Source organism: Chitinophaga filiformis, from assembly GCF_023100805.1.
Classification (GTDB): Bacteria; Bacteroidota; Bacteroidia; order Chitinophagales; family Chitinophagaceae; genus Chitinophaga; species Chitinophaga filiformis_B.
This window is the reverse complement of the sequence record NZ_CP095855.1, coordinates 1,294,652-1,313,224: the sequence shown is the minus strand read 5'-3', so window position 1 is coordinate 1,313,224 and position 18,573 is coordinate 1,294,652. Positions and strand designations below refer to the sequence as shown.

At 42.8% G+C, this 18,573-nt stretch carries 16 protein-coding genes; 1 reads left to right on the top strand and 15 read right to left on the bottom strand.

Annotated elements, in window-relative coordinates:
- Positions 1-45 precede the first annotated feature (45 nt).
- The 3 genes from MYF79_RS05475 to MYF79_RS05465 are packed head-to-tail and all read right to left on the bottom strand — an operon-like array spanning position 46 to position 3,051.
- Entirely contained in the window at positions 46-930 is an 885-nt protein-coding gene (locus MYF79_RS05475; RefSeq protein ID WP_247812911.1) for a glycosyltransferase family 2 protein, read from the bottom strand.
- Positions 931-934: 4 nt separating this feature from the next.
- Positions 935-2,041, bottom strand: a complete 1,107-nt coding sequence (locus MYF79_RS05470; protein WP_247812910.1) for a glycosyltransferase — start codon at positions 2,039-2,041, stop codon at positions 935-937.
- Positions 2,038-3,051 carry an EpsG family protein gene (locus tag MYF79_RS05465; protein WP_247812909.1) on the bottom strand — a complete coding sequence of 338 codons (1,014 nt, stop codon included), beginning with the start codon at positions 3,049-3,051 and terminating at the stop codon, positions 2,038-2,040. Before MYF79_RS05465 ends, MYF79_RS05470 begins: the two co-directional genes overlap by 4 nt.
- Positions 3,052-3,322: 271 nt before the next feature.
- On the opposite strand from MYF79_RS05465, the gene MYF79_RS05460 reads away from it, so the two are divergent.
- Positions 3,323-4,441: a glycosyl hydrolase family 28-related protein gene (locus tag MYF79_RS05460; RefSeq protein WP_247812908.1), complete on the top strand. Its 1,119-nt coding sequence runs from the start codon at positions 3,323-3,325 to the stop codon at positions 4,439-4,441.
- Here MYF79_RS05460 and MYF79_RS05455 read toward each other — a convergent pair.
- From MYF79_RS05455 to MYF79_RS05400, 12 genes are all read right to left on the bottom strand, one after another.
- Positions 4,423-5,493, bottom strand: a complete 1,071-nt coding sequence (locus MYF79_RS05455) for a glycosyltransferase family 4 protein (protein WP_247812907.1) — start codon at positions 5,491-5,493, stop codon at positions 4,423-4,425. The two genes, MYF79_RS05460 and MYF79_RS05455, sit on opposite strands and share 19 nt — an antisense overlap.
- Positions 5,493-6,536, bottom strand: a complete 1,044-nt coding sequence (locus tag MYF79_RS05450) for a glycoside hydrolase family 99-like domain-containing protein (RefSeq protein WP_247812906.1) — start codon at positions 6,534-6,536, stop codon at positions 5,493-5,495. Before MYF79_RS05450 ends, MYF79_RS05455 begins: the two co-directional genes overlap by 1 nt.
- A 50-nt stretch (positions 6,537-6,586) precedes the next feature.
- On the bottom strand, positions 6,587-8,149 hold the full coding sequence (locus tag MYF79_RS05445) for a lipopolysaccharide biosynthesis protein (RefSeq protein ID WP_247812905.1): 1,563 nt from the start codon (positions 8,147-8,149) through the stop codon (positions 6,587-6,589).
- A 6-nt stretch (positions 8,150-8,155) separates the two neighbouring features.
- Positions 8,156-9,433: a hypothetical protein gene (locus MYF79_RS05440; protein ID WP_247812904.1), complete on the bottom strand. Its 1,278-nt coding sequence runs from the start codon at positions 9,431-9,433 to the stop codon at positions 8,156-8,158.
- A gap of 3 nt (positions 9,434-9,436) precedes the next feature.
- Entirely contained in the window at positions 9,437-10,447 is a 1,011-nt protein-coding gene (locus MYF79_RS05435; protein WP_247812903.1) for a hypothetical protein, read from the bottom strand.
- 63 nt (positions 10,448-10,510) lie between these two features.
- Positions 10,511-11,215: a pseudaminic acid cytidylyltransferase gene (gene pseF, locus MYF79_RS05430; RefSeq protein ID WP_247812902.1), complete on the bottom strand. Its 705-nt coding sequence runs from the start codon at positions 11,213-11,215 to the stop codon at positions 10,511-10,513.
- Positions 11,199-11,738, bottom strand: a complete 540-nt coding sequence (locus MYF79_RS05425; protein WP_247812901.1) for a GNAT family N-acetyltransferase — start codon at positions 11,736-11,738, stop codon at positions 11,199-11,201. Before MYF79_RS05425 ends, pseF begins: the two co-directional genes overlap by 17 nt.
- A 3-nt stretch (positions 11,739-11,741) precedes the next feature.
- On the bottom strand, positions 11,742-12,812 hold the full coding sequence (locus tag MYF79_RS05420) for an N-acetylneuraminate synthase family protein (RefSeq protein WP_247812900.1): 1,071 nt from the start codon (positions 12,810-12,812) through the stop codon (positions 11,742-11,744).
- Complete coding sequence (locus MYF79_RS05415) at positions 12,796-13,704, bottom strand: SDR family oxidoreductase (RefSeq protein ID WP_247812899.1); 909 nt, start codon at positions 13,702-13,704, stop codon at positions 12,796-12,798. The genes MYF79_RS05420 and MYF79_RS05415 overlap by 17 nt, the downstream gene beginning before the upstream one ends.
- 3 nt (positions 13,705-13,707) lie before the next feature.
- Positions 13,708-14,724 (bottom strand): UDP-N-acetylglucosamine 4,6-dehydratase (inverting), encoded by a 1,017-nt coding sequence (gene pseB, locus MYF79_RS05410; RefSeq protein WP_247812898.1) that lies wholly within the window; start codon positions 14,722-14,724, stop codon positions 13,708-13,710.
- 22 nt (positions 14,725-14,746) lie between these two features.
- Complete coding sequence (locus MYF79_RS05405) at positions 14,747-15,832, bottom strand: lipopolysaccharide biosynthesis protein (protein ID WP_247812897.1); 1,086 nt, start codon at positions 15,830-15,832, stop codon at positions 14,747-14,749.
- A gap of 50 nt (positions 15,833-15,882) precedes the next feature.
- Positions 15,883-18,378, bottom strand: a complete 2,496-nt coding sequence (locus tag MYF79_RS05400; protein ID WP_247812896.1) for an SLBB domain-containing protein — start codon at positions 18,376-18,378, stop codon at positions 15,883-15,885.
- Between the last annotated feature and the right edge of the window lie 195 nt (positions 18,379-18,573).

Here is an 18,573-nt window from a genome sequence, read left to right as displayed (position 1 = left end):
AAATCTTCAGATCAGAAGTACTCATATTTTAAACTCAGTTGTATGTTAATCACGTAATGGAACAATCACTTTTCTGTTGTTCGTTATGATGCTCATCACATGCTCGTGCTGCGCTGCTGTTAAGGGCTGATTCCTTCGTTTGGTAAGCATATCCTGTCTGGAAAGGAAAGTGAACACCCTGTAAATAAGCACCTTCATATTTTGCTTCAGCAACATGGTCCTTACAGTTGAAGGCGAATAGTACTTTGGTCCGTAGTTACGGATGATCTTTTTGGTACTTTCAATACTCCCAACATAATTCCTGATAGATACCTTTCCTTCCCTGTATATCAACAGGGGCTCCTTTATCCTTGAAATGGTTGATGTTTCAAAGGTACGGCACCAAAGCTCCTGGTCTTCCGCCCTGTAATAGGCGGGATCGTAGCGGTTTGCTTTAAACCATGCAGTGCGACCCATTACGCTGGGATGCGTGAGTACACCGCTATTCAGCATTACGCCGGGTGTAAAGTCAATGTCTTTCATGTTCCTGATCCCAACTGGTATAGTCTCAAGATCCATAGTATAAATGGCAGAATCGATCAGGTCCACAGCGGGATGCTCTTCCAGGAAACGCAGTTGTTTTTCTATGCGCTCGGGATGCATGATATCATCTGCATCCATCCTGGCATAATAAGGCGTGTCAGCAACATCGATAAAGTAATTCAACCAATGTATTAACCCCTTATTTTCAGAATTTATATAAGTAACCCTGTCATCCTGAATCCTGCTCAGCCATTCTGCGGTTTTATCAGTAGATCCGTCATTGACCAATATCAGTTTCCAGTTCTTATGTGTCTGGGCAAAGATAGACCGGACAGTATCAGCGATCACTTTCTCTGAATTATAAACCGGGATGGCGATAGTCACACAGATATCTTCGATATTCTTCATACCTCTACTGCTTAGTATATAATTGCATGTATGCCCTGGCACAGGAAGCCATCGTAAACTTTTGTTCAAATGTCTCTTTCGCTTTACGCTGTATTTCCTTTATTGTGTCATCTTTCATTTGCAGGTATTCCAGAACAGCCTGGTAATATGCTTCTTCATCAACATCAGTAAGAATACCATTCACCCCATTTTCCACTACACTGGGAATACCGCCAACACGGGTACAGATGGATACCTTACCCAGGGACAAAGCTTCCAGTAACGCAATAGGCAATCCCTCGAAGACGGAGGTCATAGCAAACACATCTGAGTGATAAATGTAATCCAGCGGATTACTTCTCCTGCCCAATATATGTACGTTCTTACCGGCGGCAGCTGTTAGCTTTTCCAGCAAAGGCTTGTTCTGTTCAGTGCAGTCGCCCAGTATCAGCGCCACCACGTTCTTTTCTTCAAGCCGTTTGAATACCTGGACCAGCATCTGCTGGTTTTTCTGCGGATGGATCCTTCCGAGATTAATGAATACCCGGGTATGCTCATCCTTTTTATATTGACCAATTTCGTCACCGGCTTCTTTCAGCTTCTCAGAAAGTACAGGCGCGGGTACTCCGTTGAAAATGACATGAGCGTCACTTATTTTGTAGTATTCCCGGATAGTGTCTTTGATTTCCTGTGTCAATGCGACAGTAACAATATTTACTTTTCTAAGCAGCAAACCCTGTACATAATTCAGCGCATAATGCACATCTTCTTTCGCAACGTTGTGAACAGTATGAATAAAGCGAATATTGGGATTATTCCTGTTTTTCCAGATATACTTTGCGCCATAGAACAAACCGGTAAGCATGGTATGTACTACATCAGGCTTTATATCCGACAAAATCTTATCTAATCTGGAGAAAGTGCTGATATCAATACCAGGCTTCTTACCTGCCGTAATAAATGTTATCTTTCTGTTGAGTTCTGATAAGCTTCGCTGCGCTGATGTGTGATCAAAAAGAGAGATAAGATAAACTTCACAATCGGGGTAAGTTGCTACTTCATTGCAAAGGTCCATACACATTTTTTCAGCCCCACCATACCCCAATGTTGTAATTATATAAGCTATCTTCATGTTCCGAGTATAATATTGCGATAGGGGACAAATCTGTTTGTGCCATCGCTCGATTCATCAGTCTTTATCGGTGTATACCAACGGATAAAGATAAAAATAGTAACTATAATAAAAAAGAATACTTTATGCATGGTGTCTTTCATCAGGTACAGGATACAAGGCAAAAGTATCATAAACGACACCCTGAAATATCCCGCGATCCTGGCAAAAACTGCGATATCTGCAAATGCAACATACAGACACAAACCTATCCAACAGATATTATAGAAAACATTAAAATACGGATTGACTTCCAGTAACCGTTTCTTGAATACAGTCAGCACAACCAGCCATCCCAGCCATTCCACCATCAGCGTAGTCAATGTTGAATTACCCGAGAACAGCTTCTTCACAATATATAGCTCATAGTATTTCACCAGGATCGGGTTTCCCGTCAGGTTTACCAACACACTGACGATAAGACTTACAGCATGTATCTGCTGAAAAATGATTGACAACAGGATAAATGGTCCGATATAAAAATATGGGAAACGCTTTTTGAGTATAAAATAGAGGGGTATCAGTATCAGTGCGGAAAAGTGAAAACCTGTTGCCAGGAGCATGCAGATCAGGTACTTCCGGAAATTGCCCTCCTGTATATAAGGAACGGCATAAAAAAACAAGCCAATAGCTATTCCCTGCCTTAACTGTGAAAACAGGAAGAAATACCCATGTGCCATGAATATAAGCACACCCAGTAAAGGGAAACATTCCAGCCTGCGCAATGTCTTAAACACCAGTATCAGGGTGATCAGGCAAAGAACGATATTCAGTTCATTGATCCCACCGTGCAGCAGTTTTATCACCCATTCAAGTAACAAAAACAACGGCTCCACGGTCGATTCTTTCACGGCCTGCAGGCTAATAATCTTCCATAAACTAAAATCGAATGTTAAGATCTCTTTGTATGAGTCCCAGTCTGGCCCCACCTCATTCCTGAATCCGCAGAAAATCCACAAGCTCAGAAACATGAAGGCGAGTAATGCTTTATGTAACCATAATGGCTTCTTAATGATTGCCCAAGCGCCTGCAATTAACATTACGACATAGAAAACTATATATATAGCCATGTAATGGTCAATAAACTACGAAAGTTAAAGATTCATCAAAAATCGTAAAACCAGCGTACTTAACCAATTATTAGTTGGCACGATTTAGGTATATTTATAATCACTAAATTATAAACCCATGGCAGCGAGATACGCTTTAGCGATATTTCTAATTCTGGCAAATGCTTTTACTGTGTCAGCACAATCCGACAGAGAGGTCAGTGTCAAATCATATGGTGCTAAAGGCGATGGCAATACAGATGATACCAGGTCTATTCAAAGCGCCCTGGACGCCATTATCAGAACGGGAGGTACTGTTTACTTCCCTGCCGGAGACTATAAGATCAGCAATAACCTCTACCTGTATTATGCCTCAGATGTGCCGGTAAAACTCAGAGGGGATGCAGGCGCCACCATCTATCCCAATGCAAAGCGATACTATATTTATTGCAATAACGGCGATAAAAGCAAAAAGCCATTCGGCAGTCTTACCGTTGAAGGACTGAAGATCGATGGCAGCAGATTGCCAAAACCACAGGCAGCATACTATGATGACCCTTCCGGGGCTTATGGTATCTTCACCACTAATCTTAAAAATATTAAAATCGTCAATAACACTTTCGCCAACATCTACGGTTCTGCGATATGGGTCGTGCTGATGAAAGATATCAATGACAGCTCGCTGGAAACATCAGTAACCATCAGCAATAATAAGATCCTCAATTGCTGGGGCCTGAATCCAACCAAGGACTTTTATGACCCGAAAGACAAGAGTAAATTTGCGTACGATAATTATGGTGATGGTATTGCCGTATGGGGATACCGGAATGCCGTGATCGATAACAATTATATTTATAACGATCTTGCCAAAACCCGGCATTTTGGAAGGGCAGGCATTGTATTAGAGAATGATTGCGCTAATTCGAAGATAACCAACAATACTATTAATGGATATGACAGGAATATTCATATTGAAACTGATAAAGGCGGACATCTGATCACCAACAACAAATTATCAGGTAGTAATGTGGGTATTTATTTCTGGCTTTCAAACGACTGGGCTACCAATTCAACAACTATTAAAGACAACCAGTTTTCTTACAATGACGAGATTGCGAAATACAATCTTAAGACAATTGTAGGAGACAGAAAATTCATCATGCTTACCGGTAAACCTACTACAACATATCAGGGTACCAATATTACCGGCAACACCTTCGCTGCGAAAAATGTGACGGATGCGAACCAGATGATGACGCTGCCGGCAAACCTGAAAGTAAACAGGTCTTCCAATCAGGCCAGAAGGTTCTGATAAATACCTGCCACTTCTTTAGCAAGCACCTGCCAGTCCAGGTGCTGCTCTGCATAATTCCTTGCATTCAGGCGTCGTTCTTTCAATTGCAAGGGCGCCTGTACTGCCCGTAAAACATAGTCGGCCAGCTGAACTGCGTTCCCTCTTTCTGCATAGTCACAAAAGTTACCGCTCGTATAGTCTCTTACGCCGCCAACATCTGTGGTTACAATTGGCAAGCCGCAGGAAGTAGCTTCCAGCATGGCATTATTAGCAGTGCTTTCAATCAGCGGTAGCAGTAAAAGATCTGAACTCCTGTACAATCCAAGCAGGCTTTCATCAGAAATATTGCGATGGAAGACGGTATTTTTGAATGCACGGAGCTGACTGATAGGGTGAGTCGGATCATCTACAAAATGATTTACTATTTCGAACCTGATCGTATTATCTTTCTCAGTTACACGTTTTACAACATCGATCAGGCAAGGTATATCCCTAAACCAGTTGCCGCTGAAAATACAGGCTTTGCTTGGCTCATATTCCTTTCCGGGCGTAAAGAAATCTATGTCAATACCATGTCTCACAAAATGCACTTTACCTGGCATTTGCTTATCAAAATAAGCCTGTTCCCGGGTAGATAATACAATGACAGCATCCAGTGCATGAAGCAATTTCATTCTTTCCGGATGCTTCTCCCACCAGCTAACGGGCTGATGGGATGTAGCCACTATTTTAATATGCTTGTATTTAGCGGTATTTTTCTTCAGATAGGCCAACAGGCCAAAACTATCTTCGAGGTAGGCAATGTGCAAAATGCCTCCTTCTTTTTTAAGCAGTCGCCATCCCTTCCATTCGGCCAGCATACTTGGTACGGTATAAAAAGGTCCCAGTTTCATACGATTGAACACAGGCCGCAACACCTTGCCGGATACCCGTTGCATGAAAGTGGCATCTTTCCTCCAGATAGTAGTAAAATCATTCCCATACATCTTCTCCAGATGCATAAAAAGATTATCATACCCGCTATGAGCTCCCATATGAGAGAAACGATGCCTTATAGTAACTATCTTCATTAAGCGTTTTTTTTGTTTCCCACTACCTCTCTTATTGCATCAAGGAATTTCTTGCCATACACAATATCCGGTTCAAGATAATTACCTTCTGCCCACTCATTCCACGATTTCACAAATGCGATCCGATGCTGTGCCGGCTTATGCTTTATTGTGTTTACCGCAGTTTCCAGATGTTCCTTAAACAATTCAGGAGTGGCCTTGTGTAGAATAAAAGCGCGTTTTCCGCTTCTTGGAGAATGATCCCAGTTAGGTATAACAGTGGGAATGCAATTAAGTTCTTTCTCCTCTTCGCCGATAAAATGTTTGGATGCTTTAGCATAGTCAAATACACGCAGACCGCCGAAAGCCCGCCTGAACATACGCAGCGGCAGCGTCTTTTTACTGCGCTCATAATCATGCATCCTGATTACATTGGCGGCATCATATCCCATATCGAGTATCGTCTGTATGTCACTGGAAAAGTAGGTATGCCCGACAAAGTATATTCCCGGCAAACCGTTTTCCTGCGCCAGTTTCTGCCAGAGTTCAATAAAAACGCCTACCTCCTTAAATTGCAAAGGACGGTAAATGAAAAAGATGGGCTTCCCATCTACTGTCAGATATCGTTTGTCAAGAAATGCCGGCAGCACTTCATAAAAATGCGCTTTATAGTCTTCTATACCAGGATATAACTGTTCTATCAGGATCGTCTTTTCTGCACCATGCCATATGCCACTCCAGGTTTCATTTGCCCAACCCAGGCAGAAAGGAAAATCGGGGTTGCCGGATGCAAGTACTTCATTAAAAGGCCGTTCGAGCAAACGCCTTTTGTTCCCAAACCAGTAATGCCAATAACAGAAGCCCTCTATCCCTGCTTCCCTCGCCATTTCAGCCTGGGCTTCCCTTACCTCAGACAATCGCAGATCATAATACCCCAGGTCAGCAGGCACACGTGGCTGATAATGATTACGGAACAGCTTTTTAGCCTTGCCAACATTTGTCCACTCTGTAAACCCTTTCCCCCACCAAACATCATTCTCCGGTATCGGATGAAACTGAGGCAAATAAAATGCGATTAATCTAGCAATATCACTCATGTTATAAAAAAATATGGTTATGCTATCTGTTGCTTATCTTTTTTCATCAGTCTTCCCAAAGTTGACTTGAGGAAATTCCTGAACTCAACATCTACAAAATAATAAATAGTAAACGCACAAAGAACAGAAACAGATAAACAGATGCCAACAGTAATAAGGGAATATAATCCTTTTTGTGCGTGTATCAGCTTACCAGCCAGGTAGCCGAACCCGATAATAAATAATACAGACGGTATTAACTGCCTCATGTACCTGTTAAAGAAACTAACCAAAGACATATTCAGGTATCTGGCTGAGTACAGTATGAACAGGAATACATTTACCTGGATTGCCAGGCTCTTGAACAATGCATAAGATGAAATACCCAGAAAATGCTGCGTGGCCAGTACACCTATCATAAAGATCAATGGTTGTATAGTAGCATTCAGGTATAACTTACGCAACTGTTCCCTGGCAGTCAGTAACGCCCCCGCAGGATAAGTTATAAAGCTCAATAAGAAAGAAGTTGCCAATACCTGTGCTACAAAGATCGAGTTCTCATAATCCGGACCTACCCAGGAAAGGATCAACGGCTTCATCAACACGATCATGGCCACTGAAGGTATCACCGTAATAGGCGCCCCGATTCTCAACAAAGTTTTATACAGGTTCGACAGTGCATCATTTTCATTCCTGCCCACCATGTGATTAAACCTGATAACGAAAGGATAATAGAACGTTCCGAATGCATCCCTGAAGAAACGTAGTAAGGTCAAACCGATGGCGTAATAAGCCACTTCGTTTTTTCCAAGGAAATAACCTATGTATAAGAGGTCCAGTTCGTAGAAAATGATCCAGGACAGAGACAGGAAGAAAGAATTATAAGCCAGTTTTGAAGTCTTGTTGTAAAGCTCTTTTGAAAACCGGCAACATTTCAGCAGGTACAAAAAACTATAGTTATATCGTTTCTTCGCAATGATGATGTTGGCCAGAATGGCGCCTATGGTCAGCAGATTAAAGAACAGGAAATATTCGAACAACAGATATCGTCCATTACCGAAAAAATAGAATACTGAAGCGATACGGATCAATGACACAATGATATTGATACGCTGCGGATAGTAGTCTTCCAGTCTCACTGCGAAAATGATCTGGATAATGCGCTGTGCAATTAATACCGGAGAGAATAAGAATAATACCAACAATAACCTGGATGCCAGCTGCAGTTCTTCAGGTGAAGAGGAGATGCCCTTTATCATTAGCTCCGGATAAAAAGAGATCCACAGTATAAACAAACTCACGGGCACAATAAACAAGGTAAAGATGAAACAGCAAAAACCGGTCACCCTTATTTCTCCATCCTGATCCCGCCGGCCATAGTATTCTGATGCATACTTTTGTGCGGCATTAATAAATCCCAGGTCTGCATACTGAAAGAAGATATTCAGGGACATGCAAAAAGAAAATATCCCAAACAGTGCGGCGGAGCTGGTAACACGGGGAGTAACAATTGCCAGGGAAGCAAAACCTGCAATATAAGCCGCCAGCTTCCATACGTATATCTTCACATAGTTATTAATATAACTTACAGTTTCCGCCATTCTCTTCTATAGTTTATTCTTTATAACAGACACATCAAAAGGGCGCAGGTATTTATCCAACGCCTTCTTATCCACAACAACCTTATTTTTGATCAGGTCATACAAAGCATCATCCGTTTTTGCAACAGGAATATCTTCGTCTGATCCATCGAAAGGAGGAACGATCTCATAACCGCCGAGGTCTTTGCCTTCAGCTGTCACCGGCTCATATACCAGGTAATTAACACCATGTCCTATTGATTCAAGCAGCAGTGTTGATGTAGGGCCTACCACCAATGATGCCGTCTGCAACGAATCACTTAACGATAAGGTATCCAGATAATAGAAATCCGTACCCAGGAATTGTAATAACCAGCTTCCACTCATAGATGGATGAGGTCTCAGACGGGCCTTCTTTACACCTGCCTTTTGTAAGACCGCTTTTACCCTCAGCAGGTATACAATAATGTTGCCACGGTCTCCCAGTATAGGTTCATAAGTATGCTGATGCGGGGACATTGCCTTAGGCAATACCAGCACATCCGATAAATCAAAACGTATTTTCCTGTCTTTTACAATGCTGTTATAAGAGGGGTGCCCTGCAACCAATACCTTTGCAGGGTCTACACCGGCTTTCAGATAATTCTGCCGTACCTGCTCTCCCCACACTACCAGGTAATCGCCGTTAGTTTCAGCTTCCCTATGATAAAAAGCAGGAAGACCATGAGATAAAATGAAGGACGGACGCCTCATTGAACGGAAACATGCTATAACGATCTTGGAGTAAAAAAGCTGTCCTGTATATAGTAAAGCTGCCTTCAGGTCTTTTTCACGCAGGTAACTGTCTACTATCTGCTCGAAAGAGGACACCTGCTGCTGAAACTCTTCGCCGATCAAATAACTGAAGCTGCTGTCACGCAAATGCCTGTCAATTTCGTGATAAGCTTTTACAATAGCAGCATTCCCTGCTACCTTCCTGCCATGCGGTGCCCAATAGGGGCTCACCAGGTTATAACCCTCGTCTTCCAGGTGTTTATTGAAGCCGCTGAAGTAGATAAGTGATAAGATATTGCTTTTATCTGCACTAAAATGATGCTGATAGTTTGCGGAATACCAGTTTAGCAAACGGCTCCGTAAAGGCGTTTTTGACTTTGCGATGCTTCCTTTAGGACGGCTAAAATGGGCGCCATAATGGTATATATGCCAGTCTAATTCCAGCTTAAGAAGATCAATATGCCTCTTTAACGCTCCATCTGCCGTCTCCGACAGATATGCTAATAAATACGCCTCATTCCTCTCAGACATTTATCAATCTGTTTTGTAAGTGCATAAAAAAATCGATCTTGATTCATCAACGTCTTTGGCATAATACGATATCCACAGTTTACCATCATTATAATAAAGACCTGGATAACCAGTGTCCCAGCCTGATGGCAGGTTCTCCAGTTTCGTTACTTTCTTATGCTCAATATCGAGATCAAACAAGGCAGTCACCGGCCCGAAGTACGGTGGGTCATATGCCCGTCCCGCAAGGTAAAACCGGTTCTTCACCTCAATAATATTGGGCGATTCGATCGTCCTTCCCATGTCGTGCCATTCTATTACATTATATGGCGTATCCGACAAACCTAACCAACTGGTCTTACTATCACAATCTCTTCTCGCCACGATCACCATTTTTTTCGTATGCGTGAATAACATAGCGCATTCTGTGGGGCAACCATCGCTGGACACATCTTTTTTCAGAAGTCTGAATCTTGGAAAGATGTCAGGGTTGCTGCCATATAAAGAAATAGTAGTCTTCATTGGCTGCCTGCTGGCAACACCATATGCCATTGTATACATATCAGTGTTACCTCTTTTCTGTACCCTCCATAACCAATCCTTATCCACGTTTGTGTTGATTGGTCCCTTCCATCGTCCGGTAGTATCATTATAGGCATACACTACATTAATTACATTACCAGGCCTTAACGCTCCAACGGTGATATACAGTTTATGATCAAAACCGATAATCAGTTTAGGATCACGGAGGTCAGAACCTGGCACCCGTAACAATGTATCACTGCTCCACGTTATGGCATCATCAGATGATATTAATCTAACTTTCCCTTCGTCTCCAACATGGGCTTTCCCTTCCCTGAAAACGCAGTACCATCTGCCGCCATATTTGGTAAGATCGGTAAATGCACTATATGTGCTGTTCGACCAGATCTTTTGGTACGAGAGTATTCTGCTGTCTTTCTTGTTTTTGTCTTTGCCGCACCCGAGTATTATTAACATTAATACTGTTAGCAGGTGCATACGATTCAGAGGCATAGATATAGTTTTGAATAAAATCTAAAACTAGTGATAGTATTACTTTCTATTAAAATTCGGGTATTATTTTCTATTTAATAATTGATATTTTATTTCAGCCAATTCCCAATCTGACAATGTATCAATATCCTGTACGCTTTTTTCCTCTACCTCCAATCCGGCAACGTTATCTCCAAACAATTTTTTGTGCGATAAAATGTAGTCACTTCTGAACCAGTAAAACTGCCCGGCATCATGATATACAGGCTCCAGGTCCTGTGAACGTTTATGGTAATTTTCCGGCCAGAGCATGGCCACCTTTCCGTTCTCCACTTTATGTATGGATCGTTGAATGGGATAACTATATTTCACCATGGGAAATACTACATCGAATTTCCCGTCTACCAATTTCTTATAACCTTCTTTTAAAATCCCCGGATTGACAAAAGGTGCTGTGGGATATATGCAGCACCCTGTTTCAAATGTCATTCCTCTTTCTTTATAACGCATTATCACCTCCGCTATTACATCCGCCGTCCCTGAAAAATCGTCTGCATTTTCCTTACTTCTGAAAAAAGGGACAATGGCGCCTTCTGCCTCTGCCATCCTGGCGATCTCTTCATCGTCTGTTGAGACCATTACCTCAGCAAATAATTGCGATTCAAGCGCAGCGTGAATAGAGTAACTTATGATCGGCCTGCCGAGAAACGGCAGGATGTTCTTTCGCGGTATCCGCTTACTGCCTCCTCTGGCAGTGATAATGGCAACGAGTTTATTTCCTTCCTGCATACTCACTACTTAACAGGGATATTATTAATGAGTCATGATATTTCCCATCTTCAAAGCAATTCTGCCTCAGCTTGCCATCCTGTTTGAAGGAAAATTCATTGGTGAAGAAATCGATCTTCGCTTTATCAAATTCATACAACTCCATCCAGATCTTGTTCAGATTAAGATTTTTAAATCCGTAATCGATCAGCAGGGAAGCCGCATCCAGCGCATAACCTTCATTATCGATATAAGATTCGTTATATCCTATGTAGAAAGAAAAGTCCGCTGATCGGATGATCCAGTTGGTGTACAACAAACCGCCTGCTCCCAGCGGCATCCCATCGGATAACCTTTCTATAAGGAACATGAAGTCATTACTGCTGCTCACCACCTTATTAAACCACATTTCCTGGTTAGCCATTCCCAGCTCGCGGAACTCTCTGAAATTCCTTCTGAAATGAGGCAGATTACGCCAGTCTCTCAACAGGCCCAGATCCTGTTTCTCAAGCGCCCTTAAACCTACCAGTTTACCTTTTATCATCGTTTATTGTATATGGTCTAATGTAATATGTTCGCCCTTAACGATACCTTTCGCCAGCTTCTTACCGATCAGTTCCGGAAGCCTGTACGGCGGTAATGATCCAGCCGGCATCGGCCGCAGGGATTCAAGATCATCATTTGTAAGTACTGTTCCTGCAGGGATGTCTCTTACAGCTCTAAGGCTTCTCTGCTGTACAACGATAGACTGCTTTTCATTCTCTTCAATTCTTTTCACACCATCGCCCATTGCATAAAAGATCTCGTTACCCACTTTTACCATTTCTGCCCACGATTGCGGATTCATGGCAAATTTGTGATCAGGACCTTCACGGCCATTGTCATCGGTAAAATGCTTTTCTATCATTCTTGCACCAAGCGCTATAGCACCGGCAACGGTGGCATGTCCTGTAGTGTGATCGGATAATCCCAATACAACACCAGGATACTTTGCCCTGAATGTGTTCAATACATTAAGATTAACAAACTTGTACTTGTCAGGATCAACAGTATAGTTGGTGTTACATTGCATCAGGCAAACCTTATCTGTAACAGACAACAATACATCCATTGCCCGCTCTACATCTTTCATATCAGCAGCACCACTTGCCAGCAGCACCGGCTTGCCCTTTTTAGCAATATATTCGATCATCTCCAGCCATGTGATATCACCGGATCCTATCTTATATACATTTACAAAATCGTCAACATGATCAACTGATTCTTTATCGTAAGGGCTGGTAAAATATTCGATACCTACTTCATCACATTTTGCTTTCAGAATAGCAGTCCAGTCCTGGCTGATGCTTGCATCTTCGTAGATCTCATACACACTTTTCTTCCAGTTGGCCTGGTGGGACAACTGGCCGCCCAATGTCTCAAAACCATGTTTGCTGACAATCTTTGCAGCCTTGAAGTTCTGGAATTTTGCAGCATCTGCACCAGCTTCCTTAGCCAGTTCTATCAGGCGTAATGCCCTGTCGAGGCTACCATCATGGTTAGCGCCAATGTCAGCAATATAGTAAGGGACATGATCTTGCCCTATCCACCTGTTTCCTATCTTAAAGGTTGTATTCATTTGCAAATTTTTTTTTGAAGTCGTTCACCAATTCAGCCATGCCTTCTTCAAAAGCCGGCATCCTTATCCCTGCTGCCACAATCTTATTTGTACACAATGTAGTATTCAAAGGCCTTGGCGCCTTAAACTTTGACTGATCCAGCTCCGTTTTCTGTAACAGTGATCTGTCAAAATTAAACGCATTTGCTATGCTAAGCAGGAAATCATACTTGGACAATGTATCGGACGTGCCAAAATGATAAACCCCCTTCTTCACCTTCTTCTCCAATAATTTAAGTACCAGCCGGGCCAGCGTACCAACATATAATGGATTGAAATAAACGTTGTCGAAACCAGTTATTTTCTCTCCCTTATCAAAAGCATTCCAGGCCCATTCAAACAGGGAATTTCCCGGTGTTGCGTGGAAGCCGTAGATGTTGACCCTAATTACATAAATATCTGTTGATCTCTTCAGCAGCTCCTGCTCCGCCAGCATTTTGGTGGTCGCATAATAGTTCAGCGGATTACAACTGTCCTTTTCAACATAGTTGCCCCGCTGACCATCAAAGACAGCATCTGAAGATATATATACAAATGACTTCACGGAAGGCAGCTCACTGAGCACCTTCGCGGCAGTCACATGTAATGCATATGCATAGTCCTTATCCTTTTCACAAAGATCAACATTCACCTGCGCCGCAGCATATATTACTATCTCCGGCTTAAGGGCCAGCATCGATTTTTTAAGTTGTGCAGTGTCAGTCATATCCAGCTGAATATGCCTGTCTGCCGGTATATGAGCGCCCGTTCTTGATATTGCATAGACGTCATATACCGGGTTTCCGGAAAAAACTCTAAATAAATGTTGGCCAAGCATACCGGTTGCACCGGCAATTACAACTTTTATGGGCATAGGTTAAATTGAAAATGTCGGGTCTATCTGCTCCCTAATCAATTTCCTCAACTCTTCAACAGATAGCCACTCAGTGTTCTGACCGGAATTATAGTTAAATCCTTCCGGAACCTTCTTTGCATTGAATTTTGCAATGAATTCATCAAGCGACCATCTCGGTACCTGGGGAAGTATTGCATAATACTTACCAAGATCATAAGTGGAGAATGAATCTGAAGTAGTGATCATTTCCTCATGGATCTTTTCTCCCGGTCTGATACCCACAACCTGGTGTTTACAATCAGGGCCAATTGCTGTAGCTACATCAGTGATTTTGTAAGAAGGGATCTTTGGTACGAAAAGTTCTCCTCCCCACGCGGTTTCCAATGCATGCAACACCATCGCTACACCATCTTCCAGTGAAATATTGAACCTTGTCATGCTCGTATCTGTGATCGGCAATACACCTTCCTTCCTTTTATTCAGGAAAAATGGAATTACTGATCCGTTAGATCCCATTACGTTACCATAACGTACTACTGAGAAGGTGATCGGATTATATCCCCTGATGTTGTTGGCTGCAATGAACAATTTGTCTGATGCCAGTTTGGTGGCTCCATAAAGGTTGATAGGCGCGGCGGCTTTATCGGTTGAAAGCGCTACTACCTTTTCAACGGAAGACTCAAGACAAGCGTTAATGATGTTTTCAGCACCCATGATGTTGGTCTTGATACACTCACTAGGATTGTATTCAGCAATAGGTACGTGTTTCATTGCGGCTGCATGAATCACATAATCAATACCCTTCAAAGCCCTTTTCAGCCTGTCGTAATCCCTGACATCTCCGATAAAGAAACGGATCATGGGATATTTGGCAGCAGGGTATTCCTGTGCCATCTGGAATTGTTTCTGCTCATCCCTTGAGAAGATCACCAGCCTTTTTACATTAGGCCATTTTTCAAGAACGATCTTAGTAAATGCTTTACCGAAAGATCCTGTACCTCCTGTAATGAAAATGCTTTTGTTATTTAGGTCCAACATGAAAATGGGTATTATTTACTTATTAGTTTTCCTCCTGCATCACTTCCCTCAAGATCCTTCGCCCGATCAACCACACAAGACATAAAAAGCCCGCCAGAATTCCTCCTATCAGCAGTGCTTTCAGTTTACCCAGCTTTTCTATCTTCAAAGGCAGAATAGGCGAATCAACGATTTGTATCAATGGCGTTTCCTGGGCCATTGACATTTTACTTATCTCAAGGTTTTTAACCACTTCTGTATACATGGTTTCCAGCATCAGTTTCTCCCGCGCCTGCTTCTGTGTACCTACATTAGAGACCTGCCTGATAGGATTCACATTCATGTCCTGTGTAACAGCCAGAGAGTATGACTTGTTATTCAGCAAAACTTCCAATGAATCGGCGGTGGCCTGTAGTTTATCCACATTGGCCTTTGAGCGCTTGGTCTTCGTATCTACGTAAAAGTCGATCGCTTTGTTTACCAATGTTTCGGTAAAAACTTTTGAGAAAAGCTCATGGCCTGATGTAACCTTTACCGATACAAAACTTAATGCTTTATCTGGTTTTGCCACTTCAAGATTGTACTTGACAATATTTTCCTGGATAGTATTAAGTACGCTGTCCTGCTGTAAGGTAAATTGCTTGCGATCCAGTCCGTAAGGGAAATGTAATCCGGCGATCGGTTTGTCCTTCCAATTACTTTGCAGCTTGTTAAAGTCAATATACAGATCCGCCAGGGAGATCTGCTTACCATTCACTGTTACCGGCGATAGCAATGTCTTTTCCACCATCAGCCTGGTCTTAAGGAACCCCTGCATATTTTCCCCGGAAAATACACCTATGTCTCCACTCCCACCTCCCAGATCAATTCCGAATTGGCTGGCTAAACCTGCATATGCGCTTAATGAGCTTGATTTGCTGTCTTCCATGACGAAAGTCAGCTCTGCTACATAACTTTTCTTTTTAATCAATGCCAGCGTCAATCCCAAGCCGGCCCCCACTATCCCACATATACATATGATCAGCCACTTACTAAGCAGAAACCGCCACCATTCCCCCAACTTTATCAACAGCTCCCTCAGGGATATTTCAGCATTATTATTAACAGCGTCCTGTTTTGAATGTTCCATACAATTAATTCGTTAAGAATATATGATCCCTATCAGAATGCGTTGATCCACTACTTTGTTGAATTGATAATTGTAACCACTATCAATGCGAAAGACGCCAATGCACTCGCCAACCCTACAGTAGCAGCCGCTGTCAATCCCTTTCTGTCTGGTTTGGTAGGTACATATATTTCCGCTCCTGGTTTCACTTTCGGATAACTGTTAAAGAATAACATCTTCCTTGTGCTTTTCACTTCACCATTCGCATATACTATATAACTTCTTCTCTTTAATGCCTGGGACGTAAACCCACCGGCCCCACGTACATAGCTTCTGAAGGAAAAGCCATTGTCAAACCGTACCTTCTTTGGGAAATACACTTCTCCAAATAATTGTACTGTCTGCTGTTTCTTTGGGATCCTGATTACATCGCCCTCTTCCAGGTAGAGGTCATATTTGGAACCCGGATGCTCCAGTATCTCGTCCAGCTGTATACCTAACAGCTGCTGGTTGCGCTCCACTGTTGCACGGGTCCTGGCCACATCGATACTATCCTTCACTTTGTTATTGAACACTTCCAGCTTGCTCAGCAGGAAAGTACTGTCCTGCTCGTTGGTGAAAGTCCTGCGCAATAATAAAGCACCTTCCGCTGATGCCTCCGGACGCAGACCACCCGCTCTTTTGATAACATCAGATATACGTTCTTTCTTCGTATTGATGGCATACAGTCCGGGATACACTACCTCTCCGTCAAGCAGTATATTGGCCTGCTGACTATAAGACGGCGACCTGCGCACCATTACCTCATCAAATGGCTGCAACACATAAGCTGTTGCCGCCGGATTACCAGACAGGTCTGCATTAATATCAAACTGCTCAGTGATGGCCATTCTCACATCTGTGGAATCATACTTACCCCCGGTACGGATACGGCGGGAGATCTCCACATGCTTCAGGCTTGCTGCATCCTTGAGACCTCCTGCCATCAGGATAAGATCTTCCAGGTGCATACTGTCTCCGTAGCTAAAATATCCCGGCTGATTAACTTCTCCTTCAATCTTCACCAGGTATGGTTCCCGGATGCCCAGCTTGGAAAATATTATTACGCTGTCTTCCCGCTGTAACGACGGGTTATTCCTTCCTGCTATGGCATCCAGTACATTAAAGTTGATAAAGGCTGGTGTAAAATCTTCCTGTAATCTGCGTATCACACCACGGGAAGTTGCCGCCACCTCCTGGATCCCGTCGGCACGTTTGATGAGATCTCCGACAGTCATTTTATCCTCCAGCGCATATTCTCCCGGATGGAACACAGCACCGGAAATAGTTACACGGTTAGTATAGCGGTTTACTATTGAATCAACATAGAACCTGTCACCTGATTTCAGGCGGAACAGCGCTACCGAATCTGCCGGTATGTTCACAAACTCCCTGGCCTTGCTGGTAACACGTAAAGCCCGGATCACATCCCGGAAAGAATTATCAGTATATCCACCTGCAAAGTCAATCACCTGCTGCAGGGTCTCTGTTTCTTTTGTTTCGAAAATAGCCGGACGTTTAATCTCTCCCAAAAGCTCTACCCTCATTTTATAAGGATTCACCTTCACGATGTCCTGGTCCTGCAATACCACGTTGTTCGTAAGGTCTCCGTGCAGCAGGAAATCATACAAATCAAAGGTGGCAATTGCCTTCCCGTTACGGATCACATCTATACTTCTGAAAGAACCATTTTCATTAGGCCCGCCGGAAACATAGAGGGCATTCGCCACAGTGGCCAGTGAGGGCAATGTATAAGTACCCGGACGGGTAATTTCTCCTATGAGCGTTACCTTGATACTACGTATATTTCCCAGGGAAACCTGAACAGATGTATTACCCGTTCTGATACCGGAATAAATAGTACTCAGCTGTTTGGTGATACGCGTTTTTGCCTCTTCCATCGTAAGACCGTTCACATAAACCGGCCCCAGGTAGGGGATCCTGATATATCCCTCAGGACTTACCTTTAAAGTATGTTGTACTTCTGAGTAGCCATAGACGTCAATCACAAGTTCATCGTCCGTTGCAATCTTATAATTGGGAGGGGTTGCCATACGTAAGTTAGGCTCGAATGTCAGGTTCTGGTTACTAAACAATTCTGTACCGAATATCCTCCTGCGACGTTGCTCTTTTTCAAAGTCTTCCTTATCCTTTATCTGCTTGTATTTTTCACGCCAGTAATAAATAGTGTCCGACTGGTCGCTATATTTCCTGCCGGATGTGTCCTGGCTGAACAAATTACCACTACTGCCGGAAGAAGAAAGTTCCTTGTCAAGATTTAACTGCGTGATGCGCGCCTTCAGTTTCACCACTTCATCATTGGGAATCCCCCTTTGGGCTGCATAGTCATCTATCTGGGAATAGCTGATATTATTTTGTTTCATCTTCGCTACCAGTTGTCTGATCTGATCATCTGAGAGATTATCCACCTTTATCTGGCTTATTTGCGACTGCGTAACTGACTGCGCACGAACACAATAACCAAAGGCCATCAATAACAGTTGCAGCAGTAATACTTTTTTCAACATGAATTTATTGGATAACAAATATTCGGATTAATATAATATCAACCATTTCCCCTCAATTGTCCGGAATTTCCTCTTCGGAAAAATCAGGTGCAAATCTATTAAAAATAACATATAAATATTAACATAGTGGAAACCAATTAAATAATTATCATATGAAGGGTAACATGGCTCCGAATTGGCAAACGCGCCTGTTAT

Excerpts from the sequence above, each read along its gene's own strand:
- MYF79_RS05475 (WP_247812911.1), bottom strand. The coding sequence starts at position 930 with ATGAAGAATATCGAAGATATCTGTGTGACTATCGCCATCCCGGTTTAT.
- MYF79_RS05470 (WP_247812910.1), bottom strand. The coding sequence starts at position 2,041 with ATGAAGATAGCTTATATAATTACAACATTGGGGTATGGTGGGGCTGAA.
- MYF79_RS05465 (WP_247812909.1), bottom strand. The coding sequence starts at position 3,051 with ATGTTTCTGAGCTTGTGGATTTTCTGCGGATTCAGGAATGAGGTGGGG.
- MYF79_RS05455 (WP_247812907.1), bottom strand. The coding sequence starts at position 5,493 with ATGAAGATAGTTACTATAAGGCATCGTTTCTCTCATATGGGAGCTCAT.
- MYF79_RS05445 (WP_247812905.1), bottom strand. The coding sequence starts at position 8,149 with ATGGCGGAAACTGTAAGTTATATTAATAACTATGTGAAGATATACGTA.
- MYF79_RS05440 (WP_247812904.1), bottom strand. The coding sequence starts at position 9,433 with ATGTCTGAGAGGAATGAGGCGTATTTATTAGCATATCTGTCGGAGACG.
- MYF79_RS05435 (WP_247812903.1), bottom strand. The coding sequence starts at position 10,447 with ATGCCTCTGAATCGTATGCACCTGCTAACAGTATTAATGTTAATAATA.
- pseF (WP_247812902.1), bottom strand. The coding sequence starts at position 11,215 with ATGCAGGAAGGAAATAAACTCGTTGCCATTATCACTGCCAGAGGAGGC.
- MYF79_RS05425 (WP_247812901.1), bottom strand. The coding sequence starts at position 11,738 with ATGATAAAAGGTAAACTGGTAGGTTTAAGGGCGCTTGAGAAACAGGAT.
- MYF79_RS05420 (WP_247812900.1), bottom strand. The coding sequence starts at position 12,812 with ATGAATACAACCTTTAAGATAGGAAACAGGTGGATAGGGCAAGATCAT.
- MYF79_RS05415 (WP_247812899.1), bottom strand. The coding sequence starts at position 13,704 with ATGCCCATAAAAGTTGTAATTGCCGGTGCAACCGGTATGCTTGGCCAA.
- pseB (WP_247812898.1), bottom strand. The coding sequence starts at position 14,724 with ATGTTGGACCTAAATAACAAAAGCATTTTCATTACAGGAGGTACAGGA.
- MYF79_RS05405 (WP_247812897.1), bottom strand. The coding sequence starts at position 15,832 with ATGGAACATTCAAAACAGGACGCTGTTAATAATAATGCTGAAATATCC.
- MYF79_RS05400 (WP_247812896.1), bottom strand. The coding sequence starts at position 18,378 with ATGTTGAAAAAAGTATTACTGCTGCAACTGTTATTGATGGCCTTTGGT.